General features: G+C 60.5%; 23 protein-coding genes and 1 pseudogene. 11 read left to right on the top strand and 13 right to left on the bottom strand.

Going from position 1 to position 24,700, the window contains the following annotated elements:
• Positions 1-65 precede the first annotated feature (65 nt).
• The 3 genes from ATY76_RS12925 to ATY76_RS12915 all read left to right on the top strand — a co-directional run bounded on the left by ATY76_RS12925 (position 66) and on the right by ATY76_RS12915 (position 2,736).
• Entirely contained in the window at positions 66-1,646 is a 1,581-nt protein-coding gene (locus ATY76_RS12925; protein ID WP_088675147.1) for an ATP-binding protein, read from the top strand.
• The gene (locus tag ATY76_RS12920; RefSeq protein ID WP_088675146.1) at positions 1,639-2,295 is read left to right on the top strand and encodes a response regulator transcription factor; all 657 of its coding nucleotides are present in this window, start codon (positions 1,639-1,641) and stop codon (positions 2,293-2,295) included. The genes ATY76_RS12925 and ATY76_RS12920 overlap by 8 nt, the downstream gene beginning before the upstream one ends.
• Positions 2,296-2,361: 66 nt before the next feature.
• Positions 2,362-2,736, top strand: a complete 375-nt coding sequence (locus ATY76_RS12915) for a response regulator (protein ID WP_088675145.1) — start codon at positions 2,362-2,364, stop codon at positions 2,734-2,736.
• 133 nt (positions 2,737-2,869) lie between these two features.
• On the opposite strand, the gene ATY76_RS12910 is transcribed toward ATY76_RS12915, so the two are convergent.
• The 7 genes from ATY76_RS12910 to ATY76_RS12880 all read right to left on the bottom strand — a co-directional run bounded on the left by ATY76_RS12910 (position 2,870) and on the right by ATY76_RS12880 (position 8,720).
• Positions 2,870-4,156 (bottom strand): epoxide hydrolase family protein, encoded by a 1,287-nt coding sequence (locus ATY76_RS12910; RefSeq protein ID WP_088675144.1) that lies wholly within the window; start codon positions 4,154-4,156, stop codon positions 2,870-2,872.
• A 246-nt stretch (positions 4,157-4,402) separates the two neighbouring features.
• Complete coding sequence (locus ATY76_RS12905) at positions 4,403-5,071, bottom strand: VOC family protein (RefSeq protein WP_088675143.1); 669 nt, start codon at positions 5,069-5,071, stop codon at positions 4,403-4,405.
• A 136-nt stretch (positions 5,072-5,207) separates the two neighbouring features.
• Positions 5,208-5,843: an isochorismatase family cysteine hydrolase gene (locus ATY76_RS12900; protein ID WP_088675142.1), complete on the bottom strand. Its 636-nt coding sequence runs from the start codon at positions 5,841-5,843 to the stop codon at positions 5,208-5,210.
• 17 nt (positions 5,844-5,860) lie between these two features.
• Positions 5,861-6,412, bottom strand: a complete 552-nt coding sequence (locus ATY76_RS12895; protein WP_088675141.1) for a hypothetical protein — start codon at positions 6,410-6,412, stop codon at positions 5,861-5,863.
• A 95-nt stretch (positions 6,413-6,507) separates the two neighbouring features.
• Complete coding sequence (locus ATY76_RS12890; protein ID WP_190233642.1) at positions 6,508-7,497, bottom strand: enoyl-CoA hydratase/isomerase family protein; 990 nt, start codon at positions 7,495-7,497, stop codon at positions 6,508-6,510.
• A 33-nt stretch (positions 7,498-7,530) separates the two neighbouring features.
• The gene (locus ATY76_RS12885; protein ID WP_088675140.1) at positions 7,531-8,001 is read right to left on the bottom strand and encodes a RidA family protein; all 471 of its coding nucleotides are present in this window, start codon (positions 7,999-8,001) and stop codon (positions 7,531-7,533) included.
• Complete coding sequence (locus ATY76_RS12880; RefSeq protein ID WP_088675139.1) at positions 7,995-8,720, bottom strand: SDR family oxidoreductase; 726 nt, start codon at positions 8,718-8,720, stop codon at positions 7,995-7,997. Before ATY76_RS12880 ends, ATY76_RS12885 begins: the two co-directional genes overlap by 7 nt.
• A 284-nt stretch (positions 8,721-9,004) precedes the next feature.
• Here ATY76_RS12880 and ATY76_RS12875 point away from each other — a divergent pair, with 284 nt between their 5' ends.
• The 3 genes from ATY76_RS12875 to ATY76_RS12865 all read left to right on the top strand — a co-directional run bounded on the left by ATY76_RS12875 (position 9,005) and on the right by ATY76_RS12865 (position 11,428).
• Positions 9,005-10,099 (top strand): nitronate monooxygenase family protein, encoded by a 1,095-nt coding sequence (locus ATY76_RS12875; protein WP_088675191.1) that lies wholly within the window; start codon positions 9,005-9,007, stop codon positions 10,097-10,099.
• A gap of 167 nt (positions 10,100-10,266) precedes the next feature.
• Positions 10,267-10,968, top strand: coding sequence for a type 1 glutamine amidotransferase domain-containing protein (locus ATY76_RS12870; RefSeq protein WP_088675138.1), 702 nt, complete (start codon positions 10,267-10,269; stop codon positions 10,966-10,968).
• Positions 10,961-11,428: a nuclear transport factor 2 family protein gene (locus tag ATY76_RS12865; protein WP_088675137.1), complete on the top strand. Its 468-nt coding sequence runs from the start codon at positions 10,961-10,963 to the stop codon at positions 11,426-11,428. Before ATY76_RS12870 ends, ATY76_RS12865 begins: the two co-directional genes overlap by 8 nt.
• Before the next feature lie 72 nt (positions 11,429-11,500).
• On the opposite strand, the gene ATY76_RS12860 is transcribed toward ATY76_RS12865, so the two are convergent.
• Positions 11,501-12,541 carry an alpha/beta hydrolase gene (locus ATY76_RS12860; protein WP_088675136.1) on the bottom strand — a complete coding sequence of 347 codons (1,041 nt, stop codon included), beginning with the start codon at positions 12,539-12,541 and terminating at the stop codon, positions 11,501-11,503.
• Between the two features lie 220 nt (positions 12,542-12,761).
• On the opposite strand from ATY76_RS12860, the gene ATY76_RS12855 reads away from it, so the two are divergent.
• Positions 12,762-12,974: a hypothetical protein gene (locus ATY76_RS12855; RefSeq protein ID WP_088675135.1), complete on the top strand. Its 213-nt coding sequence runs from the start codon at positions 12,762-12,764 to the stop codon at positions 12,972-12,974.
• Between the two features lie 274 nt (positions 12,975-13,248).
• Here ATY76_RS12855 and ATY76_RS12850 read toward each other — a convergent pair whose 3' ends face one another.
• Complete coding sequence (locus tag ATY76_RS12850; protein ID WP_088675134.1) at positions 13,249-14,772, bottom strand: aldehyde dehydrogenase (NADP(+)); 1,524 nt, start codon at positions 14,770-14,772, stop codon at positions 13,249-13,251.
• A gap of 290 nt (positions 14,773-15,062) precedes the next feature.
• Positions 15,063-15,791, bottom strand: a complete 729-nt coding sequence (locus ATY76_RS12840) for a LuxR C-terminal-related transcriptional regulator (RefSeq protein WP_245309821.1) — start codon at positions 15,789-15,791, stop codon at positions 15,063-15,065.
• Positions 15,792-15,958: 167 nt separating this feature from the next.
• Here ATY76_RS12840 and ATY76_RS12835 point away from each other — a divergent pair, with 167 nt between their 5' ends.
• Positions 15,959-18,802 (top strand): winged helix-turn-helix domain-containing protein, encoded by a 2,844-nt coding sequence (locus ATY76_RS12835; protein WP_088675132.1) that lies wholly within the window; start codon positions 15,959-15,961, stop codon positions 18,800-18,802.
• A 36-nt stretch (positions 18,803-18,838) separates the two neighbouring features.
• Here the strand turns inward: ATY76_RS12835 and ATY76_RS34155 are convergent.
• From ATY76_RS34155 to ATY76_RS33965, 3 genes and pseudogenes are all read right to left on the bottom strand, one after another.
• A pseudogene (locus tag ATY76_RS34155) lies at positions 18,839-18,976 on the bottom strand (VOC family protein); the annotation flags it as partial.
• A 335-nt stretch (positions 18,977-19,311) separates the two neighbouring features.
• The gene (locus ATY76_RS12825) at positions 19,312-19,620 is read right to left on the bottom strand and encodes a hypothetical protein (protein ID WP_348627512.1); all 309 of its coding nucleotides are present in this window, start codon (positions 19,618-19,620) and stop codon (positions 19,312-19,314) included.
• Between the two features lie 148 nt (positions 19,621-19,768).
• Complete coding sequence (locus tag ATY76_RS33965; RefSeq protein ID WP_210199516.1) at positions 19,769-20,365, bottom strand: hypothetical protein; 597 nt, start codon at positions 20,363-20,365, stop codon at positions 19,769-19,771.
• Between the two features lie 134 nt (positions 20,366-20,499).
• Between ATY76_RS33965 and ATY76_RS12815 the strand changes: the two genes are divergently transcribed.
• The 3 genes from ATY76_RS12815 (at position 20,500) to ATY76_RS12805 (ending at position 24,688) form a co-directional block, all read left to right on the top strand.
• Positions 20,500-20,667 (top strand): hypothetical protein, encoded by a 168-nt coding sequence (locus ATY76_RS12815; RefSeq protein ID WP_190233641.1) that lies wholly within the window; start codon positions 20,500-20,502, stop codon positions 20,665-20,667.
• Between the two features lie 627 nt (positions 20,668-21,294).
• Positions 21,295-22,305: a PHB depolymerase family esterase gene (locus ATY76_RS12810; protein ID WP_088675189.1), complete on the top strand. Its 1,011-nt coding sequence runs from the start codon at positions 21,295-21,297 to the stop codon at positions 22,303-22,305.
• A 199-nt stretch (positions 22,306-22,504) separates the two neighbouring features.
• Complete coding sequence (locus ATY76_RS12805) at positions 22,505-24,688, top strand: ATP-binding protein (RefSeq protein ID WP_088675129.1); 2,184 nt, start codon at positions 22,505-22,507, stop codon at positions 24,686-24,688.
• Positions 24,689-24,700 lie beyond the last annotated feature (12 nt).

Below are 24,700 nucleotides of genomic sequence, written 5' to 3'. Positions count from 1 at the left end.
ACGAATGTGTAGGTCAGCATTTGCCCGAAACCTGTAGTGTCGAGGGAAATCGTACTGGGGGACCAATGTCGATCGGGTCAACGATGTTTCGCTCTCGCGACTTGCAAGGCGGAAGGCATCATCTTTCTTTCCCCTTGCTCGCCGCAGTGCTCGCAGCTGCCGTTTTCTATGTCGATACCTACACTGATATAGAAGGTGCAATCGCAGTCATTTACGTGGTGACGATGCTGCTGGCCGCGCAGGCGGTGACCCGGATTGGCTTGCTGATGATCTCGGCCACCTGCGCGACGATGACGCTTCTTTCCTACGCTGTGACGCATGGGCAGGATGGTGATCTGCAATCGACGATTCGCCTCGTTGTCGCGCTTGCGGCGCTGGTCGTCACCACCATGCTGTTGCTGAAAACCGAGTCCGCCCGCCTGACGTTGCTGTCGATCAACAACGCCCTCAAAGAGAGCGAGGCTCGCTATCGCTCCATCTTCGACCGGACGCGCGTGGCGCTGTGGGAACGCGATTATTCCGAACTCCACGCCACGTTGATGAGCCTGAAGCAGCAAGGCGTCCTCAATATCAAGGACCATGCCCGGGCAAACCCCGGTTTTGCCGATCATTGCATGGATCTCATCAAGGTCGTCGCCTCCAATGAGGCGGCGAGGGAGCTGCTCGGGCCGCGCTTCTCCGCGAAGGGAGATCTCAAGCCGTCCATAATCGCCGCCAAGGAGAAGTTCCTGGACGTGATGCAGGCAATCATGAACGGTGAACGCACCTTCGAAGACAAGGTGGAACTGCGCACCGAAGACAACGAGGACAAGCTCGCCTTGCTCAGCATCAGCTTCCCGAAGGAGCCGGCCGCCTTCAACAGGGTCGTCGTGAGCATGGTCGATATTACTCAACGCGAGCTCGCCTTGAAGGCACTTGCCGAGGCGCAGGCGGAACTGACCAGAGCGTCGAAAGCTGCCACCGTTGGCGCCATGTCCGCCTCGCTTGCCCATGAACTCAACCAGCCGCTCGGCGCGATCATCGTCAATGCGCAAACGCTGCTGCGCTGGCTCGACCGCGAACCGCCGGACCTTCCGGCCGCGCGCCGCTCGGCCGAAAGGATGATCCGGGACAGCAAGCGCGCCAGCGACATCATCCAGAACACGCGAAACCTGCTTGCCAAGTCCGAAGGCACGCTTGAAACCATCAGCCTGGACGAGCTCATCGATGAGACGCTGATCCTGATGGAGCACGAACTTCAGCGAAGCGGCACGACGGTCTTGGTTGAAAGAGAGGACACCCCGCCTTTGAAGGCGGTGAAAATCGAGCTGCAGCAGGTATTGATCAACCTCATCACCAATGCCATCCAGGCGATGGACGCAGCCGGCACCAGCCGGCGCGCCATCACCGTGCGCATCGAGCAGCAGGATAGGGATCATATTCGCGTCGCCGTGCGCGACAGCGGGCCCGGCATAGCAGCGGATGCGAAGGAGAAGCTGTTTGCGCCGTTCTTCACGACGAAGGCGGCAGGCATGGGGATGGGCCTCTCCATTTGCCGCACCACGCTCGAGGCCCGTGGTGGAAAGCTCGAAGGCGGCAACCATCCCGAGGGTGGCGCGGTCTTTGAAATGTCGCTGCCGATCAGACCGGAGATGGAATATGCCTGATATGCGCAAAGCAGCCAAGGAACCAGCGGCGTCCGTCGTCTTCATCGTCGACGACGATATCTCGATGAGAGAGGCGTTGACCGACCTGTTCCGCTCGATGAAATTCGACGCAGAAGCGTTCGAAAGCACCTCCGCCTTTCTTGAAAAGGCCGATCTGAGCCGACCAGGCTGCCTCCTCCTCGACGTGCAGCTTCCCGGCGTCAGCGGCCTTGATTTTCAGGTCGAGCTGGAGCGCATCGGCAACCAGATGCCGATCGTCTTCATGACGGGCTTCGGCGACATTCCGATGAGCGTGCGGGCAATGAAGGCCGGCGCCGTCGACTTTCTGACCAAGCCGTTCGAGGAGCAGGACATTCTCGATGCCGTGGCGACCGCGATGGAGCGCGATGCCGTACGGCGCCAGGAGAGCGCGCAGAGCGCGGCTGTCGCCTCACTTGCCGCAAGGTTGACGCCGCGCGAACGCGAAGTCATGGATGCCGTCGTCAGGGGGCTGATGAACAAGCAGATCGCTTTCGAACTGGGCATTAGCGAAGTGACGGTGAAACTCCATCGCGGCAATGTCATGCGCAAGATGGAAGTCCGGTCTGTCGCCGATCTGGTGCGCAAAGCTGAAATCCTCGGCGACCGTCACCGGCCGACTGTATCTTAGTATGGTATCTTTCAAGCGGGCGTGGGCGCATAAGGGCGGCATAGAACAACAAAAAAGGCTGCCTCATTGCCCTCCGTTCCCACCATTGCCGTCGTTGACGACGACCAGGCTATTCGCGAAGCGATGGATGACCTGATCAAGAACTTCGGTTACCAAAGCCGGCTGTTCTCCTCTGCGGAAGAGTTTCTCGATTTCGAGCCACGCGCCGAGATCGACTGCATGCTGGTGGACGTCAAGATGCCCGGCCTTACCGGCCTTGAATTGTTGGCTGAGCTCAACCGCCGCGGCGACCGCCCGCCGATGATCTTCGTGACCTCCTACGACGATGAGCGCACGCGCAAAGCTGCGCTCAATGGCGGCGCCTTCGCCTTTCTCCGCAAGCCAGTCGACGTCAGCACGCTGATCGGATGTCTCGAGGCTGCCTTCAGCCAACGGCCGTGAGCCCGGCTTCGCTGCCCGCCAGATTCCATTCGCTCATCAGATCCTGAAAGGCATCATCGCGCCGCCGGCTCCTGCGATGGCCGAACTCAATCAGGCTTGAGTCCGGCCCCGTTTCAGAAGCGATAGCTCGGTTTTAGGTTCGAACCGTGCGGAACGACGTCCGCATTTCCTCGCAGAACAATTGGGTCTGCTCCCAGGCGGCGAAATGGCCGCCCTTGTCGAGCCTATTGAAGTGGATCAGGTTCGCATAGGCCTTCTCGGTCCAGCTTCGCGGCGCGGCGTAGATTTCGTCGGGGAAGACGCTGACTGCGACCGGAATCTTGACGTTCTTGGGCTGGAAGAAGGCGAGCTTGTTCTCCCAATACAGCCGCGCCGACGAAACAGCCGTGTTCGTGAGCCAGTAGAGGGTGACGTTGTCGAGAATATCGTCTCGGCTGAGACCTTCCGTCTTCCCGTCGAAGATACGAGCGATCAGCTCATAGCTGCGGATGTCGTGGTCGATCATCCAGGCAGCGAGGCCGACGGGAGAATCCGCAATGCCGACGAGCGTCTGGGGCCGGTTCGCCATCTCGATCGCATAGCCGAGGCCGTGTGCGTAGAAGTCGGCCAGCTGATCGTAGGCATGGGATTCGTCCGGCGACAATCCCGCCGGCTTCTTGCCGCCAGGCTGCAGGGCCGTGGCGATGTCCTCCGGTACGGTTGCCGGCATGTTGACGTGGATGCCGAGGAGTTCGGGCGGGGCGATCAGCGCCATTTGTTCGGTCACCGCATCGCCCCAGTCGCCGCCCTGGGCCACGTATCTGGCGTAGCCAAGACGTTTCATCAGCTCGATCCACGCATGGGCGATGCGGATCGGATCCCAACCCTTTTCGGTCGGCTTGCCGGAGAAGCCGTACCCCGGAATAGAAGGGATGACGACGTCGAAGGCGTCGGATGCCGCGCCGCCATGTGCGGTCGGATCCGTCAGCGGTCCGATGATCTTCATCTGCTCGATGATCGAGCCCGGCCATCCATGCGTCACGATGATCGGGAGGGCGCCGTCATGCTTGGATTTGACATGGATGAAGTGGATGTCGACGCCGTCGATCTCCGTGATGAACTGCGGCAATTCGTTGAGCTTGGCTTCGATCTTTCTCCAATCGTAGTTCGTCGCCCAATATTTCGCCAGCTTCTCGATCGTTGCGGACTGGACGCCTTGCGAGCTGTCGGCGACGAGCTCAGCTTCGGGAAAGCGCGTTGCTTCGATGCGGCGGCGCAGATCGCCGAGCTGCTCTTGGCTGGCCTTGAAGCTGAAGCGGCGGATACCTTCCCCGCCTTCTTTGGCGAAGGCCACTTGTTGTGGCAGGACGCTCAACGCGCCGGCAGCTGCGGCGCTGGCAAGAAGAGTTCGGCGGGTGACGAGATGTTCGGTGGACGGCATGGCGTTCTCCTGTGATGGGTGTTTGGACGCAGGTGAGCTTCACACTTGCCGAAGCCAGGATCTATTGCACCAAGGTGTCGCCGATACCTTTGGATTTGTACCTTTCGGGTCGCAATCGCCGCGCGGACCATCGCTGCCACGAGCCGGTGATGCGCGCATGCCAAGAGGTCAGTCCCGCTGATAAAGCAAGGGCGGCCCGTGGCCGCCCCATATGCTGAGCTTGAGGTTGATCGGCGGCGTGAGCTGTCAGGTCGGCAGTGCTGCCCCGGACTGCTCGGCGAGCATGTATTGCGCATACCAGTCCGGCCAGTTTTCGTCGTGTTTACCACCGGTCCGCTTTTCATGTTCGCCATGGGCGGCTGCCGCACGACGGAGGGCGCCGGCAAGATCGGCCGTGGAGGTGAAGGTCGCGCCTTTCTCATCGACCCGTCCGGGCAGCCGCGTCGTGACTTCCTGGAAGAGCCAGCCGTTCCCGTCCGGATCGGTGAATGCGGCGAAGGAGCCATAGCTGGCGCGGGACGGATGTGGACCAGCCAGCCTTTGTTCGGTGCCTTGATGGTGGAACACGCCGCCGGCGTCGTGGAAGACGCCGCTCATCTCGGCACCCCTTGCGGCCAGTGCGGCATTCGCCGTTTCGATATCGGAGACGATGAGATGAAGCCCTTGTGCCGAGCCAGGCAAAGCCGAGGTGACCTTCGATCCGAAGATGACCGAGCATGGCGATCCAGGCGGCGTCACCTGCACGACACGGAACCCGTCCTCACCCGGAAAGTCTGCATCGAGCCGCCACCCGAGGCCGGTGTAAAATGCCTTGGCGCGGTCGACGTCCGATACGGGAATGACCACGACTTCGAGCTTCATATCGATCTCGGTCAGGGCGGCGGCATTCGAATTCATCGATTCATGAACAGTCATTTCGATCTCCCTAAGGTGAACTCTCCTGCGGCTCTTGCCGCAACGCGAGAGACGATGCGCGCCGACCAGACGGCTGTCCATTATGCATAGGTGTTGGTCAGCCGGGGCATCACTGCGCCGTGGCGGGTTGGTGTGCCTATGCGGCGTTGCTTGCGGAGAGAGCGGTAACGACCTCCCCTGTCTCCACGATCGCGCTGGCATAGTTCGGCAAGTTGATCTCGAGCGCCGCGTGCATCATCTCCGGAGAGTAGTCTGCAACGGCGTCCTTCACCACCGTCACATCATAGCCGAGCTCGGCAGCGTAGCGAACCGTGGCCTCGATGCAGCTGTGCGCGACGAGGCCGATCACGATCACTCTCTGGATCCCGTGCCGCTTCAGCTCGAGATCGAGATCCGTATTGGCGAAGCCGCTCGAGCACCAGTGCTCCGAGGCGACGACTTCGCCGTCCAGCGGCACGAATTCGGCGCGAAATTCGCCGCCCCAGGTACCGAACTCGAAGCTCCTGCGATGCCATGCCGCGCGCTGGATCGGCGCAACGAATTTCCAGTTTTCGTAATCGCCGGGCCTGTAGCGGTGGTGCATCGCAAAGAAGACGCGCAGCCTTGCCTGCCGCGCGGCGTTCAGCACTTCGAGCATGTGCGGAACGCAATTGTTCGCCTCGGCAACCTCCTTGAGCCGGGGCCAGATTTTCCCGCCTTCCGAGATGAAGTCGTTATAGGGATCGACGACGATCAATCCCGTGTTGCTGCGGTCGTAGGACAGTTCTGTCATGGTAATCCTCCCGGAAATCAGGCTGCCTTGATCGAAGAGGCATTACGCAGGGCAGCGCGTTCGATGCTTGCGGCGAAAAGCGGCGTTTCGCCCTTGTTGTGGGCAATGGACATCGGCTGCCGCTGGGTTCGGAAAACCTCGAAGGGAATGCCCTGTCGGTCCAGGAACGCCTTCATCTCGTCCGTTGCGTAGGATCTGACACGGTTTGTGAATTCGCACCGCTGCGCGTCGATTCTCTTCACGCTCAGCTCCCACGTGACGTGGATGGTAACGCGGCCAGTGGGCGTGAAGACATCGGAATCGGAATCGAGAACGAGATGGTGCTTTTCCCCCAGCGTCTCGATGTAGTGCTGGACCATCAGGCTCCCGCCGATCGTTTCGACGTTGATCGACATCCGTGTGCCGTCAGGCGCCGTGGTGAAGCCCGCGGCGATGTGCGCTGGGGAGCACTGCTGATATTCTTTCTCCGGCAGGGCGAAGCACCATGCCGGGATGTCGACATGTTCGACCGGCGCATTGATGATCGCAGAGAAACTTGAATCGACGATCTGGTTTTCGATGCTGTGCATGTGGTCTCTCCATAATTGTCAGTGGTAATGTGCAAAGGCAATCGAATGAGCCCGATATCGCTGCCCTGCCGTAGCACTGCAGGACAGCGTTTCGGCTAGTCGTTGCTCAAGGTCTGGGTGTAGTGCCCAAGCCGCGCTTCGATATCGGGGTCGGTCTGCAAACCCATCTCCATCAGGCGGCCGATGTTCTTCTGCGCCACGGGGCGCTGCACCGAGGAGATGAAAGCATCCCAGCCGGCCCCGATTTCCGGATCTGACGGCAGGCTGGCGAAATCGACCAGACGTTTGGTATCTGCGATCGCCTGGCGATCGAAACCGGAGATCCTCGCGGCGAGGGCGTCGACGAAGGGATCGAGCCCGTCGTCGTCAAAGGAGCGGTTGACGTAGCCGTATTTCTCCGCCAGATCGCCGTTGATATCGTCGGAGCCGAGCAAAACTTCGAGCGCTCTGCCGCGTCCCACAAGCCGCGGAAGGCGAGCCATCGGTCCGCCGCCCGGCACGAACCCGGCGCCCACCTCCCACTGCGACAGGATCGCCTTTTCCCTGCTGGCAAAACGCATGTCGCTCGCAAGCGCGAGTTCGCTTCCCACTCCCGTCGCCCGGCCGCGGATCAGCGCAACGGAAACGACGGGCGCCTTGCTGATGCGCACCAGCATGTCGGGAAGGGGATGGAGACCCGTCCGCCCCGAGGGGAGGCTGGTTGATTCTGCAAGCGGCGGGGTGAAGTTGTAGTGGGTGAGAAAAAAGCCCGGCACGGCGCTGTCGAAGACGACGATCTTCAGATTCGGATCGGTCTCGATCTCCGCCACGACTTTCTCCATCTGCGGGATGGTTTCAGGACCGAAGATGTTGAAGGGAGGATTGTCGAAAGTGACGCGCCAATAGGCGGGCGACCGCTTGTCGATCCTGATCTGCGGCCGCTCTTTGCCCGGTTGGGCTGTGATCTCAGGCGCGGGGTCGGATGTCTCCGCGACAAGCGTTTGCCCGGCAAGTGCGGGCGCCGGCAGCATCAGCAGCGCCGCAGCGGCGAGAAACTGAGATGACAAGGTGGCGAATGTGGTCGATTTCTGCATTCTCACGTTCATGACTGGCTCCAAGGAAAATGAGCGAAGTGTTCGCTAGGTTTCGATCTCGAGGACGAGCTCGACCTCGACGGGCATTCCGAGCGGCACGCTCGAAACGCCGAGTACGATGCGGGGTGGAACCCGTGTTTCGCCGAAGATCCGGGAAAGCAGCTCGGAGGCGCCATCGGCGACCTTGGGGTGCTCCCGGAAATCGCTGGTGGTTGCGATGTAGACGCCGAGCTTGGCGATCGTCCTGATCCTGTCGAGAGATCCGAGATGCGCTCTGGCGGCCGACAATCCGCTGAGGCACGCCGTTCTCGCGGCGTCGTAGCCCTCTTCAACAGAGAGGTCCTCACCAAGCCGCCCCAGATATTTCGGCACGTGTCCGACAACGGGGAGCATGCCGCTCAGGAACAGCAGCGTGCCGGCTTGAACCGCTTCGACGTAGGCGCCGAACGGCGTCGGCGGAGGAGGCAGGTCCAGCGCCAGTTCCCGCAGCCGCGCTTCTGCGCTCGGCGTCACCATTTGCCGAGATGTGCGCCGTTGTCGACGTGCAGCACCTCCCCGGTGATGTTGGACGACTCCGCGAGATAGACGACACCGTCGACGATTTCCTGGACCGCGGTGATCGTGCCCATGGGCGAGAGAGATTTCAGGAAGTCTTTCGAATCCGTCGCGTGCATCGGCGTATCGACAATGCCCGGAGAAACGGCATTCACGCGAATATTGTCGCCGGCAAATTCCAGCGCCAGGCTCTTGGTGATCGCGTTGAGCCCGCCCTTGGTGATCATCGCCAGCGATGCATTCACGCCGGCGATCGGGTGATCGGTCAGGGACGAGGTGATGGTGATGATGCTGCCGCCGGCCTTCTGGCGGAGCATCTGGCGCACGGCCTGTTTGGTGAAATGCAGGAAGCCTTCGACATTGGTCGCCGAAAGGCGGCGAAGATCCTCGATGGTGTAGTCGAGAAACGGCTTGGTCAAAAAGATGCCGGCATTGTTGACGAGGACGTCGATCGAGCCGAACTGCTCCAGTGCCGTCAGCGCGACACGCTCTGCTGTCCCAGGGTCGCCGACGTCCCCGTCGATCAGCTCAAGTCGCCCGGTCCGATCAAACAGCGTCGTCTGGCTGATCCGCCTGGATGTCGCGACGACGTTCCAGCCCTTGTCGAAAAACGTCTTCACGAGTCCGGCACCGATGCCCTGCGAAGCGCCTGTGATGACGATCGTCTTGTGTATGCTCATTTCCATGGCTCCGTTCTATTTGCGCGCGGGGCCCCGTCACCAGGTGGGATGAACCGGGCGTCTCACGGGTCGGAAATCTGTCTGAGCGGCTTGGCCGGAGGGTCCGGCCGTTGATCTTCATACCGCTGGTGCCGACTTTCGCGCCAAAGGCACTGGGGAGCTATTGCACCAAGGTGTCGCCGATACCTTTGGATCGGTCGGGGCCGGGAACACCAAGGTGTAATGGACCGGTGAGGCCAAGAAGGATATCACCCGCGAGCGCAACGCTTCGAATGGAGCCCGATATGACAGCCTGGCACGACCGTCGCATTCTTGATCTTTTCGGAATTGAACTTCCCATTATTCAGGCGCCGATGGCCGGTGCGACCACGGTCGACATGGTGATAGCGGCCTCCAGGGCCGGCGGTCTCGGCTCGCTGCCGAGCGCGCAATATTCCGTCGAGCAGCTGCGGGAGGCGCTTCGGCGCATCCACCAGGACACGGCCGCTCCCATCAACGTAAACTTCTTCAGCCATATGACGCCGGCCGACGATCCGGCCGCCCAGATGAAATGGCGCTCGGCCCTCGCGCCTTATTACCGGGAGCTCGGGATCGATCCCGCCGCTCCCGTCTCCGGTTCGGGCCGGGCGCCCTTCGACGATGCGTTCTGCGATGTCGTCGAAGAGTTTCGTCCAGCCGTCGTCAGCTTCCATTTCGGCCTTCCGGAGCCGCGGCTGGTCGAGCGCGTGAGGGCCACCGGCGCCAGGATCATATCCTCGGCGACCATTGTGGAGGAGGCGGTCTGGCTGGAAGCCAACGGTGTCGACGCGGTGATCGCCATGGGCTTCGAGGCCGGCGGCCACCGCGGCAATTTTCTTACGAAGGACATGGCCACGCAGGTCGGGACGATGGCTCTCGTCCCGCAGGTCGTCGATGCGGTGCAAGTTCCCGTCATCGCCGCCGGCGGCATCGCCGACGGACGGGGTGTGGCGGCAGCATTGATGCTCGGCGCGTCAGCAGTTCAGATCGGCACGGCCTATCTCTTCAGCGCCGAAGCGAAGATAGCGGCCGTGCACGCGGCCGCGCTCGGCCACGCAGGCGATGCCAGCACGGCGATCACCAACCTCTTCACCGGGCGTCCTGCACGCGGCGTCGTCAACCGGATCATGCGCGAACTCGGGCCGATTTCCGATGCCGCCCCGCCGTTTCCGACGGCAGGCGCGGCCCTTTCGCCCATCCGGGCGAAAGCGGAGGGCAGGGGGAGCGACGATTTCACCAACCTGTGGGCGGGACAGTCGGCCAGGCTGGCGAAACATCTGCCGGCCGGCGAGCTCACGAGGTCGCTCTTTGACGAGGCCATCGCGGTCCTCGATGCGCATTCGAAAGCCCGCAAAGCGTAAGCAGCGGCTCCGGTTTTGCCGCCGCCGGCGACACCATAGTGCAATGGAACCCATCGTCATTCATGCGCAAGGTAGGCACGTCGACGGCGCGCAAGATCACGTCTGATAGTTTCGCCCGAGACCGGAAAGGCGCCGCACGCCTTCACAACGTTTCAATGGAGAGAACGATGAGCAAGATCCTGATGGTTCTGACTTCGCATGATCGTCTTGGCTACACCGGACGCAAGACGGGGTTTTGGCTGGAAGAGTTCGCGGCGCCTTATTACGTCTTCAAGGATGCCGGCGCGCAGATAACCGTCGCTTCGCCCAAAGGCGGCCAGCCTCCAATCGATCCGAAGAGCGACGAGCCGGGCAACCAGACGCCTGCCATGGAGCGCTTCAAAAGGGATAGAGACGCTCAATCGGTCCTTGCCGCCACCGTGCGGCTCGACACCGTCGATGCCAAGGATTTCGACACGGTCTTCTATTCCGGCGGGCACGGTCCGATGTGGGACCTCGTCGAGGATCGCAAATCGATCTCGCTGATCGAGGATTTCTACAATGCCGGCAAACCTGTGGCTGCTGTCTGCCACGCTCCGGCCGTCTTCCATCACGTCACCCATAACGGCCAGCCCCTCGTGAAGGGAAAGCGGGTGACCGGCTTCGCCAACAGCGAGGAGGAGGCCGTTCAGCTGACGAAGGTCGTGCCTTTCCTGGTAGAGGATGACCTGAAAGCGCTCGGCGGCAGGTACGAGAAGGCCGAAGACTGGGCAAGTTTTTCGATCGTCGACGGCCGCCTGATCACTGGGCAGAACCCTGCCTCGTCCACGGCTGCGGCGCAATCGCTCCTGCGCCTCCTCGAGAACGAATACGAGCTGTCCAATGCTTGAGCATCTGCCCGAAATCTCAGGCAAGGAGAAGAGGGCCGGCGACGGCGGTCCTCTCGACGCCCTCATCGATTTTTACGATGCCTTCAATTCCGGCGACATGAAAGGGCTTGAAGCCCTCTGGTTCGACGGCGAGGCACCCAGCATGGATAATCCGATCGGCGGGATAAGGCGCGGTTGGGCGTCGATCGCCGATGGCTATACCAAGCTCTTCGGCGGCGCAGCCAGTGTCAATGTGACTTTCCACGACTTTACCAGTCAGGGAGGAGAGGACTGGCATCTCTTCGTCGGCCGCGAGCGCGGCGTGTGCTGGACGCCGAAAACACGCTTGGACCTTGCTTTCCGCACGACGCGCTGGTTCGTCCGGAATGATGGCCGATGGCGCCAACTCCATCATCATGGATCGGTTGAGGATCCCACCATGCTCGCTGCTTATCAGCGGCTGATCTTTGGCGCGAGTTGATCGCAGGTTCGAATCGAAATGTTCCACGCGCGGCAGTTCGCGTGGAACAGATGCGTCGGCTCTTGCTCGGGATTAAGCCCAGGAATCCGCGTCGATGACGGCCTTGGCAAAGGCTTCAGGCGCTTCCTGCGGGAGGTTGTGTCCGATGCCGCCGCCGATGTCGCGATGCTCGTATCTTGCTTTGAATTTCGCCGCATAGGCCTTGGGGTCCGGATGCGGTGCGCCATTGGCATCTCCTTCCAGCGTGATCGTCGGCACCTTAATCTCGGGGCCGGTGGCGAGCCTCTGCTCGTATTTGTCGAACCTCTTTTCTCCTTCGGCCAGGCCCAGACGCCAGCGATAGTTATGGACCACGATGGCGACGTGATCGGGGTTGGAAAAGGCAGCCGCGCTCCGCTCGAACGTGGCATCATCGAAATTCCAGTGCGGCGAAGCCAGCTTCCAGATGAGCTTTGCGAAATCATTGGTATATTTCTCGTATCCCTCACGGCCGCGTTCGGTGGCAAAATAATATTGGTACCACCACTGCAACTCCGCGGATGGCGGCAGCGGCTGTTTGCCGGCGCTCTGGCTTCCCACGAGATAGCCGCTCACCGAGACGAGGCCTCTGCATCGTTCCGGCCAGAGTGCGGCAACGATATCGGCCGTGCGAGCTCCCCAGTCGAAGCCTGCGACCGTCGCCCTGTCGATCTTCAGGGCATCCATGAGCTTGATGGCGTCCAGGGCGAGCGCCGACTGCTGGCCGTTGCGTTTCGTTTTCGCCGACAGGAATGTCGTGCCGCCATATCCGCGGAGAAAGGGAACGATGACCCGGTGTCCGCGGTCGGCCAGTATTGGAGCCACTTTCGCGAAGCTATTGATATCGTAGGGCCAGCCATGCAGGAGCAGAACCGGCGAGCCATCGGCCGGGCCGAGCGCCGCATAGGCAATGTTGAGGTCTCCAGCGTCAATACGCTCGCTGGCGTTCAGCGTCGCCTCGGCGGCCGGGACTGGGGTCGGTTGCTCCGCTTGCGCGGCGCCAGCCATCTCTCCAAGAATTCCTGCCGCCGTCAGCCCTAGAGCGACACCGCCGAATGTCCGGCGCGTCAGGTTCGCGATTTCGATGTTCCGCATTGTTGCGTCTCCAAAGACATGCGCACCAGCAAACCTTCCGGAGGAGCGGCTGCGGCACGCGCGGTTGACGGTAAGACTGTGAAGGGCGGTACACGGGGGCGCTACTGAACGAAGGTATCGGTGATACCAAGGTATAGGCGATACCTATGTGCAGCTGTCCTTCCGGCAGGCCATCGACATACTCGTCTTCAATCTTTGACGCGGAGCACAGGAGAGGACGATGTACGATGATGACCAGGGACGAGGTTCGATTTTTCCAGGCTTCGCTATTCTGCTCGCAATGGCAGCGCTGATCGCCGCATTGGTGTTCATAGGGCAGCCCGTGCAGGCGACCCGGGTCTGGGTTCCGGCAGCGCCGGCCGACCCCGAGCGAACGCAGGACAAGGCGGGGACGGCGTGCTCTTCGGTCTGCCTCTCACGCATTCCGGTCTGACCCCTTTGGGACACAGGTCGATCGATCGGGAATTTGATTGGGGTGGCCGCCCGCTGGGACTGGAGGCGATCTCGATGATCCGGGACATCCTCAGGGACTACTGCACAGCCAGAAGCTGCCACAATCACGGACCTGAGGCCGAGGGCGCGGCACGTTGCCTGGTCGTCCTATATCAGGATGGAATCGACGACGGCGACGAGCTTCGCCGCCTTCTGCCGGAACCCAATGTGAGCCGGTCGCCTGTCGAGACAGACGGCGACCGCCTGTCTTGTCGCTATCGAAGCCCTGCCGGCAACAGGGCCTTCGTGAAGTCCTGATAGGATACCGGCCGCAGGAACCGATATATCGCCAGAGTGCCGACGGATGTCGATCGTCCGTCCGCCGTTGCCGGATAAGGTCCGCCATGGACCATGGCGGGAGACACTTCCACGCCGGTTCCGAAACCGTTGACGAGCAGCCGGCCTGCCAGCATCTCCAGCTTGGGGACCAGTCGGCGTGCCGCGGCTTCGTCCTCGTCCGCGATGTGGAGCGCAACGGTGAGCTGGCCTTCCAGCTCGTCGAGCACCGCCTCGAGCTGCTGAAGATCCCTGCAACGAACGACGAGGCCGGCGGCGCCGAAGACCTCGTCCTGAAGCTCGTGATTGGCGAGGAAGGCGTCCGCCGACGTCTCGAACAGCGCCGCCGTGCCTTCAAATTCGCTGCCGGGCCTGCCCAATGCCACCGCCCGCACCTCGGAATGCTGCCTGAGTTTGGCAACGCCGTCGCAATAGGCCTTTGCGATCGACGGCGTCAGCATTGCCTGAGGCGCGACATCCCGAAGCAGCTCGGCTGTCCGTGCAACGAAGGCGTCAAGGGCAGCGCCGTCGACGGCGAGGATCAGGCCGGGATTTGTGCAGAACTGGCCGGCGCCCAGGACAAGCGATGTCACGAAACCGGCAGCAATATCGGTTGCCCTGGCGTTCAGCGCGCCGGGGAAAAGGATGACCGGGTTGATGCTGCTCATTTCGGCGTAGACGGGGATGGGTTGTTTGCGCTTCGAGGCGATTTCCATCAGTGCCGTTCCGCCGCGGCGGGAGCCGGTAAAGCCGACCGCCCGGATCCTGGATTCCGCCACGAGCCTCTGACCGACCTCAAAGCCGGTGTCGAACAGCAGCGAGAAGGTTCCCGGATGGAGATCTGCGCTTGCGACCGCCCGCTGCACCGCCCGGCCGACGAGCTCCGAGGTGCCCGGATGCGCCGAGTGCGCTTTTACGACGACCGGGCAGCCCGCGGCCAGCGCGGATGCCGTGTCGCCGCCGGCGACGGAGAAGGCGAGCGGAAAATTCGAGGCGCCAAAGACCGCCACGGGGCCGAGCGCGACGTTTCTGAGCCTGAGATCCGGTTTCGCAACGGGTTTGCGGGAAGGATCGCCTGCATCGAAGCGCAGCTCCTGGAAGCGGCCTTCACGGACCTCCCTGGCGAACAGGCGGAGCTGGCCGGTCGTGCGCGCCCGCTCCCCCTCCAGACGTCCCCGGGGGAGCCCGGTTTCCGCCATCGCGCGGACCACGAGATCATCGCCGATCGCTTCGATTTCCTCGGCAATCTTTTCCAGAAATTTTGCTCTGACTTCCAGATCGGTCTCGCGGTAGGTGGCGAAGGCCTGCCATGCCTGTTCGGCTGCCTGCTCGACATCTTCGGGCGAAGCACCACCGAAGGAAACGGGAAGTTGCTTTCCGGTGGCCGCTTCGATGCCATGAAACTCACCGTTCGGGCCACGTTTTTCCGTTCCCGCAATGAGCAGGTTTCCGTTGATTGTCATGATCGATTTCCTTTCAAACTGTCGGGGCCGATATAGGAACTGAAACCGTCTCTGTCACTATGGCCGGTACGCGATCGCGGGGGCGCGCGACTGACGGCCGCATGAAGAAAGGGCCGTCTCCGGGCGGACGGAGACGGCCTCTGGCGGACCTTGCGGATCCGCGCGCTCCGGCGGAGGGGAGGACGCGGGAGCACTGTCGCTGTTTTAGGAGGAGACTATAATGGTCGGCGCGCACTTATAACTACACTTAGGTATTGGCTAAACTGTCGCGAACGGTCAGGGCGCAGCGTTCAGCATGCGGCGCAGAGGCCCGGTTCGATCTTCGCGGCCATATTCACCAGCTCCGGCAGCGAGCGGGCTCGCATCTTCCTCATCACCTGTCCGCGGTGGGCCTTTACCGTGATCACGCTGATATTCAATTTATATGCGACTTGCTTGTTCAGCAGGCCTTCGACGACGAACTTCATGACCTGCCGTTCGCGCGCCGAAAGGCTCTGGTAACGGCAATCCAGCTGGCTGATCGAGATGGTCGCCTCAACGGAGGAGCGGATCAGTTGGACGAGATTGTCCGTGCCGAAAGGTCTCGGCAGAAACGTCACCGGATATCGCGTGGCAGTCAACGTCACCTGAGCATCGCCCTCGGACGTCAGCACGATCACGGGGTGACGAACTGCCTGCAGGCAAATCAGGAGGGTAAGGACGTCTACGTCAAGATCGGGCACGGCATTGTCGATGATGACGCACGCGAAGCACGCATCCCGAGCATGGGTGAGAAAATCCCGTGCAGAACTGAAGCTGGCCGGCCGCGAACCGAGCGTTCGAATCTCTTCGTCCAGCGATCGATGAAATACCAGATCGTTGCTCACGAGGCATACGACCGGTGCATCTTCCGCCGGCGGTGCTATCTTTTTTGCGGGGAACTGAAGTAGATTGCCACTATACATGCCATCCTCCTTCTCTTTGTGATCTTGGCGGTCCAGGGTTGCTGTTGCGCCCATGCGGCGCTGAACCTGCGTCAACGTTCTAAGCCGGGATGACCACGAACGCGACTTAAGTGGCTTGAGCGAATCTGAAATATCCTGAAATATATCTGCTTGGGCAGCAGGCATTGTTTTACAAGCAGGCGCGTTCTTGAGGTTCAGCGGTCCCTGAATTTCGCGGCTTTGGCAAGAGAGATCGGATTAGCTTGGGACAGATAGAACGAAATCTATTCGAATTCTCGGGCTGGGAGCTGGATCTTGAGAAGCGGGAACTTCGTGCTCTCGGGGCGCCGGTCCCTTTGGGCAGCCGCGCCTTCGATATCCTGGAAGTGCTGGCGACAGCTTCGGGAGAGTCCGTCACCAAAGACGATCTCATGCGACGCGTCTGGCCTGGCCTTGTCGTGGAGGACAACACGATCCAGGTCCATATATCGGCAATCCGGAAAGCGCTGGGAAAAGACCGGGATCTGCTGAAGACGATCTCGGGCCGAGGGTATCGACTGATCGGTCAGTGGAAATCCGATCGTCCGTCTGCCACGGCGCAGACTGCGACAACAGGCCTGCGGTCACTGGAAACCCAGCCTGTCTCGAACATTCCGGCACCCACCTCCGAACTGGTTGGGCGCGAGAGCGCCCTGCGCAGACTTCTGACGCTGACCTCGGCATATCGTGTCGTCACGCTGACCGGTCCTGGCGGCATCGGCAAGACAGTGCTCGCGTCTGAATTGGCGCGTCATCTGCTGCCGCAGCTTGGTGGCGATGCATTCTTCGTGGAGCTCGTCTCGCTGGCGGAGCCTGGGCTTGTTCCGACGACCGTCGCCCAAGTTCTCGATCTGAAGCTTCAAAGCGATCAAATTTCCGCCGAGGTGGTGGCGCGGGCCGTCGGCGCACGCAAGGTTCTGCTTCTCATCGACAACTGCGAGCACGTCATTGACGCCGCTGCCGCCATGATCGACACGATCCTGCGAATATGCCCGAATGTGACGGTTATTGCGACGAGCCGAGAATCTCTGCGAATAGAGGGAGAATTCGCCTACCGCGTGCCGCCGTTGGAGGTGCCGGGCAGTGGAGAGGCGGTCAGTGCCGCAGAACACAGCGCCATCCATCTGTTCGTTGCGCGCACGCGGGCGCTTCAATGGGATTTCGAGCCGGACCAAGAGAAGCTTGCAACGATTGCTGATATCTGCCGGCATCTCGACGGCATCCCGCTCGCCATCGAATTGGCGGCGGCCCGCGCCGCGACCCTTGGAATACAGCAGATCGCCGGGCGTCTCGACGACCGGTTCGTTCTGCTCACCGGCGGTCGTCGCACCGCCTTGCCGCGTCATCAAACGCTGCGAGCAGCCTTGGACTGGAGCTATCAGCTCCTGCCTGAGTCCGAGCGCCAGCTATTGTGCAGGCTGGCAGCGTTTCCCGGAGGCTTCACTTTGGATGCCGCCGTGGCCGTGAGCGGTGAAGGGGATGCAGAAACGGCGCTGGCCATATCCAACCTCGTCAGCAAATCCCTGATCACATTCGACGGAGCGGAAAATGCACCGCGCTGGCGTCTGCTGGAGACGGTGCGTGTCTATTCGCTCGAGAAGCTCGGCGATGGGGAAGATTTCCGCCGGACGATGTGCAAAGTTGGAAAGCATTTCCTCAAGCTCTTCAAACCCTTTTCGCAACCCCGCACGCTTTCGGCGGCCATCGAAAATATCGGGCACTATCGACGCGAGATCGACAATTTGCGGGCGGCCCTGCGATGGGCATTGTCCGAGGGCGGCAAGGGTGCCCTTGGCGCCAAGCTCGCTGCAACATCGAGTGACTTCTGGACGGCGATCTCTCTGGTTTCCGAAGCTGGCGACTGGGCAGAGCGTGCTCTCGACCGTCTCGGCGATGAAAAAGGAAGCCGCACCGAAATGGTCTTGCGCTGTGCGCTCGGGTACGCCCTCATTTATACGCAAGGGATGAATCCGCGCGGTAAAGAGGTGCTCATCGGCGCGCTGCATCTGGCGAGAAGCCTCAACGATCCCGACTACCGCCAGCGCGTCACCTGTGGTTTGTGGCTCTTTTCCGCGAGATCGGCGCGGCTGGACGACGCGCTGACATTTGCGCAGGAATACGAAGCCACGCTCGACGAGCAAGACCTGCACGGGCGCACCACCGCTTCATGGCTTGTCGGTATTCCGCAAACCTATCAGGCGCGCCACCGGGAGGCCGGCGATCGGTTGAGTTGGGCAGCGGCGAACTATCCGGTCGAACACCGCAAGACCGATCTGCTGAGGCTGGAAGCGGATGTCCGCACCTCTTCCTTGTCCCATAACACCGTCAACCTCATCGCGCGCGGCCTGCTGGAGCAGGCGGCGGAAACGGCAGAGCAGGCAATTCAAGAGGCCCGGGAAACCGGGCAGCCATTTGTCCTGTGCGTCGCGCTCGCCTGGTCTGCCTCCTTCGTCGCGCTCAGCATCGACGACTTGGACCGGGCGAAAACGTGGGGCGATGAGCTGTCGCGGCAGGCGTCGCAACATGGCCTTCGACCCTTTCATGCCGTTGGCCTGAGCGTCAGAGGAGCGATTGCGCGCAGGCTCCGCAATGCCTACGCCGGCGTCGAAGATCTGCGGGCCGGCATTACGGAGATGCGCGAAGCGTCATACCTTTTGTTCTATCCCACCTTCCTTTGCGAACTCGCTGCGGCGCTGCAAGCCTTGGGCCGGTTCAATGAGGCGTTGAGCGAGCTCGGCCAGGCATTGTCATTTTCGCGGGAGCACGGCTACCACTGGATGATCCCTGAAATCTTGAGGAGAAAGGGGGAGGTTCTCAGGGATCAGGACTTGAGAACGCCTTTGGAGATAGAAGACCTTTTCCAGAACGCCGTAACGGAAGCCGCTCGGCAGGAAGCGCTGTACTGGCAATTGACCTCGGCGGTAAGTCTCGTAGATTTCCGCGGGGCGGCGGGACACCAAGGCGACGCGAAGAATGTCCTGTCTCCCATCTATCAACAGTTCGCGGAAGGTCTTTCGAGCCCCTTGCTGCGCCGCGCAAAAGCGCTGATCGAAGCGTCTCGAGATTGAGGAGCAGGGCGCTCGACGCTCAGCGGACGCCTTGGCTAGGCCGATGCACCCACTGATGTAGTAGAGCCAATAAACATCCCTATAATCGACGACTACGCCTGTGACCCGCGCGGGCCTGCGCAGCCTTTCAAGCGTCTCGTCGATGTCATCCACGGTAAACATGACGCGAAGGTACGGGGAATGGCAGCAGGCGATGTTTGAAACCGTTGCCCGGCGCTGCCATCTTCGTCAAGGCATGGATTGTAGATGGTGATCTCGATTTCCGCGCAGAACCGAGCCGGTTAGGCGCATATCTGCGCGGAAACCAAAACTCGATGGCATTTACATCCAAATGCAGCACCGCAGCCGGCGCATTTTCGATAAGCGGGATGGTCACAGGTTGTTCAGGTGTCGCATCCAGCGGAATGACCAACTGCCTGTCACAAAGGCCTTAACATTACGCGCGAGGATTTGTCAGTCCTGCCACTCAAAGGAGTCATGATCATCAATGCGATGCTCTACCTCTTGCGTTAGGGCTCCAGAATCATCGCATCCAGGCGTCGCCGCAGTGCGGGCGACTTGGCGTCCATCCTTACCATGCGGAGAGCATGGCACATCGCGGCAGTGAACGGGGTCCAGTTCCCTAAAGCATCGAGTAGTTCGTTCCCCATCATATCTTCAAGAGGACCCGCGCCCAATTGACCGAGCGCCGTTTCGTGATCAGGCAGCCGGGCTTGAGCAATGATGGCCAGGGCCCGTTTCAATACGGTTTCTCTCGAATCATGAAGCAAAATCGTAGACCACCACCATCCACTTGGATCCGCCAGGTAGGCCTCCACATATGCCTCCGCGGTCACCGATGGTAGCTCCAGAGCAACCATATCGGGCACCCACGAAAGATCCGAGGCGATACCCGCTGGCGTGAAACCACTGACGGATGGTCTATTCGAATGACGTTTCTTTGAGTTTGGTTTGGAACGGCGCAAATCATTCACCCCGATCGACGATTGGCAGATAGGATCCGCTGTTTCTGTCGAGCCAATCCAGCTCGGATTTGCCGGCCCTCTCGAGATAGGCCATGGCCCCGAGGAATAGCGGATGGCGCAAATCCCGCTTTCTCAACAGACGGCTATTGATACCCTCGTTCCACGCCATCAGGGCGGCCCGGCGAGGCTCGTCGCTATAGGCCCGCGCCAGTAGCGTCATAACGCCATCGGTGAATTTAAAAATCGCATACTCATAATGATAGTGATAGAACCCCTCCGCGTCAGGCTCGTACGCATCCACGTGGTGCGAGACCTCCACCGTCATGGGCCAGGCCGACGCACCTCGCCCAAGACTGCTCTTGGTGCGCCATACCGCCACTCTGGCCGGATAGAGTAACTTTTCAATCCTCGACATATTCACACGCGAGCAAGGTCTTTCCCGCCAGGATGTCATCTTCACGCGCCACGATCCAAAGCCCGCCTGGGCCGTTGAGCCCTGCAGGAGGCTGTAGATCTTCCGGAAGCCCCGCATATACCACTTGCTGGACGCTGCCAACAAGGCAGTGTTTCTGGCTTCAGTATTTCGCAGCCGGCTCATCTGCATGCACGTCCATATGCGAAAGTGAAGCAGGCAAAAACACCCCGTCGCCGTTAAAGTTTTCTAGGCCGGTTCCGAGAAGGCAGATTATATCTTCGGTCGTCTGCGGGTTTGTGGGGTTGAAATGAGACATTGTGAGCTCTGTTGGCGGGGATGTTATCAACGGCAGCCGCAGCGATGATATCGTCAAAGGAAACGCGGGCGCCGACTTTCTTTATGGGGGCAAGGGTGCGGATGTCATTTGCGCAAATGGCTCGGATCCGCAGGCCGACGCGGCAGCCGACTATCTCAAAGGAGAGTGAAAGGGATACGTTCTATGTCGGGAACGTCCTGGGCGTGTCCAGAGTAGCTCGTTACGACTTCGATGCGCACAATTACGTGTTCGATGAAACCGTACGGGGACCTACGACCTCATCAGAGACTACACTCAGTTTGATAAGATAAATATCTCATTGAATGAAGCGGAGTTGGGCCTTTGCAACACGGGAGACACTGGCCGATACCTTGGCGACAAGCCAATCTACACCGCTAGTTCAGGCGCGTTGCACCTTACCGCCGTCTATGACACCTATTTCGATGGAAATCTCGGCCGTATTCGTTGCGGGTGCGGTCTGGGCAATGGCTGGCTATGCCGAAGCGCCCAGAAGCGCGGCGGCGAAAAAGAACTTGTTCATGGGAATTTCCTCGTGTCGGACCTCTCGGATCCGTGAGCTGGAAACCCCACCCGAGCCTGTTCGCTCCAAGTTCCGGAACATATAGCTGAACACCAGTCTTACGGCTTTGCCGTTGAACTCATATATCCGGCGCACGGGCTCCAAGCGTCAAGTGGGGCGGGATCAGGGCCCGCGATATCGATAGAATAACCCGTCCATCGACGATGGTGTATGCCCTGGGAACGTGTCGAGGACCTTTTCGAAAGAGACGTATTGATGAAATTCAAGTTCCCGAAATCTTTGTCGCAAATCCTCAGATCGCAAAAGAGACTGCGCCGGACCCTGAAGAAGAGTCTGCTTCAGCCGGCAATCGGACCCAAGAAGGCGCCGCGCTCTACCGCCAAAAATGGATTGAGTGAAGTCAAGGGTTTCGGCAGCAACCCGGGACGGCTATCCATGAAGCTTTACGTGCCCAGCCGGATTGCCGCGACGCCGGCTCTGGTGGTGATGCTGCATGGATGTCGGCAGACGCCCGAAAGCTTCGATGCCGCCAGCGGTTTCTCCACGCTCGCGCGCCAATGCGGATTTGTTCTCCTCTATCCTCAACAGTCCGAGGCAAACAACCCGCAGCGATGTTTCAACTGGTTTCGGCCGAGTGCGATCGCTCGCGATCGGGGCGAACTAATGTCGGTGCGCCAGATGGTCGAATTTACCTGCAGCCGGCATCGAATCGACCGTTCCAGGATCTACGTGGCGGGACTGTCGGCGGGAGGCGCGCTTACCGCCGCCTTGGTTGCGACATATCCCGATTTATTTGCTGGAGCCGCGATTTTCGCCGGCATGCCACTGGGAGCTGCCAGGGATGCGATGTCGGCCCTGCGTGCGATGAAATCCGGTGTGTCGCGATCGCCGGGTGACTGGGGCGATCTCATTCGCACAGTCTCGCCCGACCGAGAAGCGTGGCCCCCGATTTCCATCTGGCATGGAACCGATGACAGGGTGGTAAACTCGTCCAACGCGCGGGCGTCCGTCTCCCAATGTCTCGCGGTCCGTGGGATCAACGAGGAGGCTGGCCGAACGACCTTAAAGCCCTGGGGTGAGCTCACCCAATGGAAATCCAAAAATGCGGTCCAGGTGTCATTCTATTCGCTGAAGGGTTTTGGACACGGCTTGCCGGTCCGCCGCTCAGCCAGGAAGGGTCAAACAGCGCGCTTCGATCCATACGTTCTCGAGGCCGGCATTTCCGCACCGCTGACGCTGCTGCGAACATGGGGATTGAAGAGGTGACCCGGCGCCCGCTGGGAATCAGCATCGGTGACCGCCATTCCGCCGTTTGAATCTGTGATTTGTCGGATTGCTATCTCAGCCTTGGATGAACTCACGAATTTGGCCAGGTTTGCCAGGCGTCAGAGTAACTGCTGGACCGGGAAGGTACTTATGATATTTTGGCGCCAATTCGCTCTCATCCCACTCCCGATGGTAGAAGATGAACTCATCCACGTACCTGCCTGCCGAGCGACTCCAGCAAATCCTCGACAGTGCAGTCGATACCGGCATCATTATCTTAGACGTGGACGGAATCGTTGTCAGTTGGAGCAAAGGGGCCAGCAATCTGCTTGGCTGGACTGAAGATGAGATGCTGGGAAAGACTCTGGTTGGGATTTTCCCGGCGGAGAAGGACGCCGCAAGCCTGCTGGCTACCGAACTTGCCGATGCAAAGGCAAACGGCAAGGGTGGCGGCGAGGGGTGGCGATTTCGCAAAGACGGGAGCAAAATCTGGGCGGTCGGAGAAACCACGCCGCTGTTTGCCGATGGCCAAGGCCTTATCGGTTTCGTAAAAATTCTCCGAGATCGCACCAAGCAACGGCGGACGGAGACCGCACTTCGCGAGCGCACGCGCGCACTCGAGGTTCTCAACCGTGCGGGAGCTATCCTTGCGCGCGAAAATGATCTTGAACGGCTTGTTCAGGCGGTGACGGACGCAGGCGTCGAACTCACCGGGGCCCAGTTCGGCGCGTTTTTTTACAACCTCGTCGATCACGCCGGCGAAAGCTACATGCTCTACTCGCTCGCAGGCGCCCCCCAAGAAGCTTTCTCAAGCTTCCCCATGCCTCGCAACACGGCTGTGTTTGCGGCAACATTCAGCGGGGAAGGCATCGTTCGGTCAGATGACATCACGCAGGATCCTCGTTATGGGCGCAATGCTCCTTACGCAGGGATGCCCGAAGGACATCTTCCCGTCAGGAGCTATCTCGCGGTGCCTGTTATTTCTCGCACGGGAGAGGTGATCGGCGGATTGTTCTTCGGCCATGCCGATACCGGCATGTTCAGTGAGGAGTCGGAGCGGGGACTGCTCGGCCTTGCCGGTGAGGCCGCTGTTGCCATCGACAACTCTCGCCTGTTCGAGGCTGCGCAACGGGAACTGGAGGAGCGACGGCGCGCGGAAGAGGCCCTCAAGGAACTGAATGCTCACCTGGAAGATCTTGTCGCCCAGAAGACGGATGAGTTGACACGCAATGCCGACGCTCTGCGACAAGCGCAAAAGATGGAGGCTGTCGGGCAGCTCACCGGAGGCGTCGCGCATGATTTCAACAACCTGCTGCAGATCATCGTTGGAAATCTCGACACGCTGTTGCGGACGCTGCCGGCTGACGCAGGCCGGCTCCGCCGCGCTGCTTCGCAGGCGATGAATGGCGCCGAACGAGCTGCGGCTTTGACACAACGGCTCCTTGCCTTCGCCAGGCGCCAGCCGCTCGATCCGAAACCTGTCGACGCGAATGGTCTGATCCGGGGGATGTCGGATCTTTTGCATCGAACACTGGGAGAAATTTACGAATTGGAGATCGTTCTTGCCGGCGGCCTCTGGAGGACGGAAGCAGATCCGAACGCTTTGGAGAGTGCACTTCTCAATCTGGCCATCAATGCACGGGACGCGATGTCGAGTGGCGGAAAGCTCACGGTCGAAACCTTCAACGCTCACCTGGATGAGGCCTATTCAGTAAATCACGCCGAAGTGGTGCCGGGGCAATATGTTGCAATATCGGTTTCCGACACCGGAGCGGGGATGGACGCAGAAACGGTCGCTCGTGCTTTCGAGCCGTTTTTCACGACCAAGGACCAGGGGAAAGGTACCGGGCTCGGTCTAAGCCAGGTCTACGGTTTCGCCAAGCAGTCGAAGGGGCATGTGAAAATCTATTCCGAGATTGGGCAAGGAACGACGGTTAAGATTTACCTGCCGAGGCTCCTATCGGGCCAAGTAAATGAGGCAACCGTCGACTGCATGCCACTGCCCGAAGCAGGTTTCGGGGAGATCATCTTGGTGGTCGAGGATGATCCCGATGTACTTGCCTATTCAGTCGAGTCGTTGACAGAGCTCGGTTATCGCGTGCTGGAAGCAAAGGACGGCCCGACAGCTCTGCGGGTGCTGAAGCTTAACCTGCCGGTGGATCTTATTTTTACCGACGTCGTGTTACCCGGGGGCATGAGCGGCGCCGACCTAGTCGCGAAGGCGAGGGAGCTGCAACCCGCTGTGAAGGCGCTGTTTACCACGGGCTACTCACGCAACGCCATAGTGCACCACGGCCGCCTCGACAAAGGGGTTCACCTCCTGCAGAAACCTTTTTCGATCAAAGATCTTGCTGTGCGCATCCGGAGCGTTCTGGATCTCTGAGATCGATGGGCG

This window comes from Rhizobium sp. R339 (assembly GCF_002211395.1).
GTDB lineage: Bacteria > Pseudomonadota > Alphaproteobacteria > Rhizobiales > Rhizobiaceae > Rhizobium.
The sequence above is the reverse complement of the archived record's forward strand: the minus strand, read 5'-3'. Positions and strand labels throughout refer to the sequence as shown.

What these genes read in the sequence shown, in the direction of transcription:
- ATY76_RS12925 (WP_088675147.1), top strand. Translation starts at nt 66, where the DNA reads ATGTCGATCGGGTCAACGATGTTTCGCTCTCGCGACTTGCAAGGCGGA.
- ATY76_RS12920 (WP_088675146.1), top strand. Translation starts at nt 1,639, where the DNA reads ATGCCTGATATGCGCAAAGCAGCCAAGGAACCAGCGGCGTCCGTCGTC.
- ATY76_RS12910 (WP_088675144.1), bottom strand. Translation starts at nt 4,156, where the DNA reads ATGCCGTCCACCGAACATCTCGTCACCCGCCGAACTCTTCTTGCCAGC.
- ATY76_RS12905 (WP_088675143.1), bottom strand. Translation starts at nt 5,071, where the DNA reads ATGACTGTTCATGAATCGATGAATTCGAATGCCGCCGCCCTGACCGAG.
- ATY76_RS12900 (WP_088675142.1), bottom strand. Translation starts at nt 5,843, where the DNA reads ATGACAGAACTGTCCTACGACCGCAGCAACACGGGATTGATCGTCGTC.
- ATY76_RS12895 (WP_088675141.1), bottom strand. Translation starts at nt 6,412, where the DNA reads ATGCACAGCATCGAAAACCAGATCGTCGATTCAAGTTTCTCTGCGATC.
- ATY76_RS12890 (WP_190233642.1), bottom strand. Translation starts at nt 7,497, where the DNA reads ATGAACGTGAGAATGCAGAAATCGACCACATTCGCCACCTTGTCATCT.
- ATY76_RS12885 (WP_088675140.1), bottom strand. Translation starts at nt 8,001, where the DNA reads ATGGTGACGCCGAGCGCAGAAGCGCGGCTGCGGGAACTGGCGCTGGAC.
- ATY76_RS12880 (WP_088675139.1), bottom strand. Translation starts at nt 8,720, where the DNA reads ATGAGCATACACAAGACGATCGTCATCACAGGCGCTTCGCAGGGCATC.
- ATY76_RS12875 (WP_088675191.1), top strand. Translation starts at nt 9,005, where the DNA reads ATGACAGCCTGGCACGACCGTCGCATTCTTGATCTTTTCGGAATTGAA.
- ATY76_RS12870 (WP_088675138.1), top strand. Translation starts at nt 10,267, where the DNA reads ATGAGCAAGATCCTGATGGTTCTGACTTCGCATGATCGTCTTGGCTAC.
- ATY76_RS12865 (WP_088675137.1), top strand. Translation starts at nt 10,961, where the DNA reads ATGCTTGAGCATCTGCCCGAAATCTCAGGCAAGGAGAAGAGGGCCGGC.
- ATY76_RS12860 (WP_088675136.1), bottom strand. Translation starts at nt 12,541, where the DNA reads ATGCGGAACATCGAAATCGCGAACCTGACGCGCCGGACATTCGGCGGT.
- ATY76_RS12855 (WP_088675135.1), top strand. Translation starts at nt 12,762, where the DNA reads ATGTACGATGATGACCAGGGACGAGGTTCGATTTTTCCAGGCTTCGCT.
- ATY76_RS12850 (WP_088675134.1), bottom strand. Translation starts at nt 14,772, where the DNA reads ATGACAATCAACGGAAACCTGCTCATTGCGGGAACGGAAAAACGTGGC.
- ATY76_RS33965 (WP_210199516.1), bottom strand. Translation starts at nt 20,365, where the DNA reads ATGAGCCGGCTGCGAAATACTGAAGCCAGAAACACTGCCTTGTTGGCA.
- ATY76_RS12810 (WP_088675189.1), top strand. Translation starts at nt 21,295, where the DNA reads ATGAAATTCAAGTTCCCGAAATCTTTGTCGCAAATCCTCAGATCGCAA.
- ATY76_RS12805 (WP_088675129.1), top strand. Translation starts at nt 22,505, where the DNA reads ATGAACTCATCCACGTACCTGCCTGCCGAGCGACTCCAGCAAATCCTC.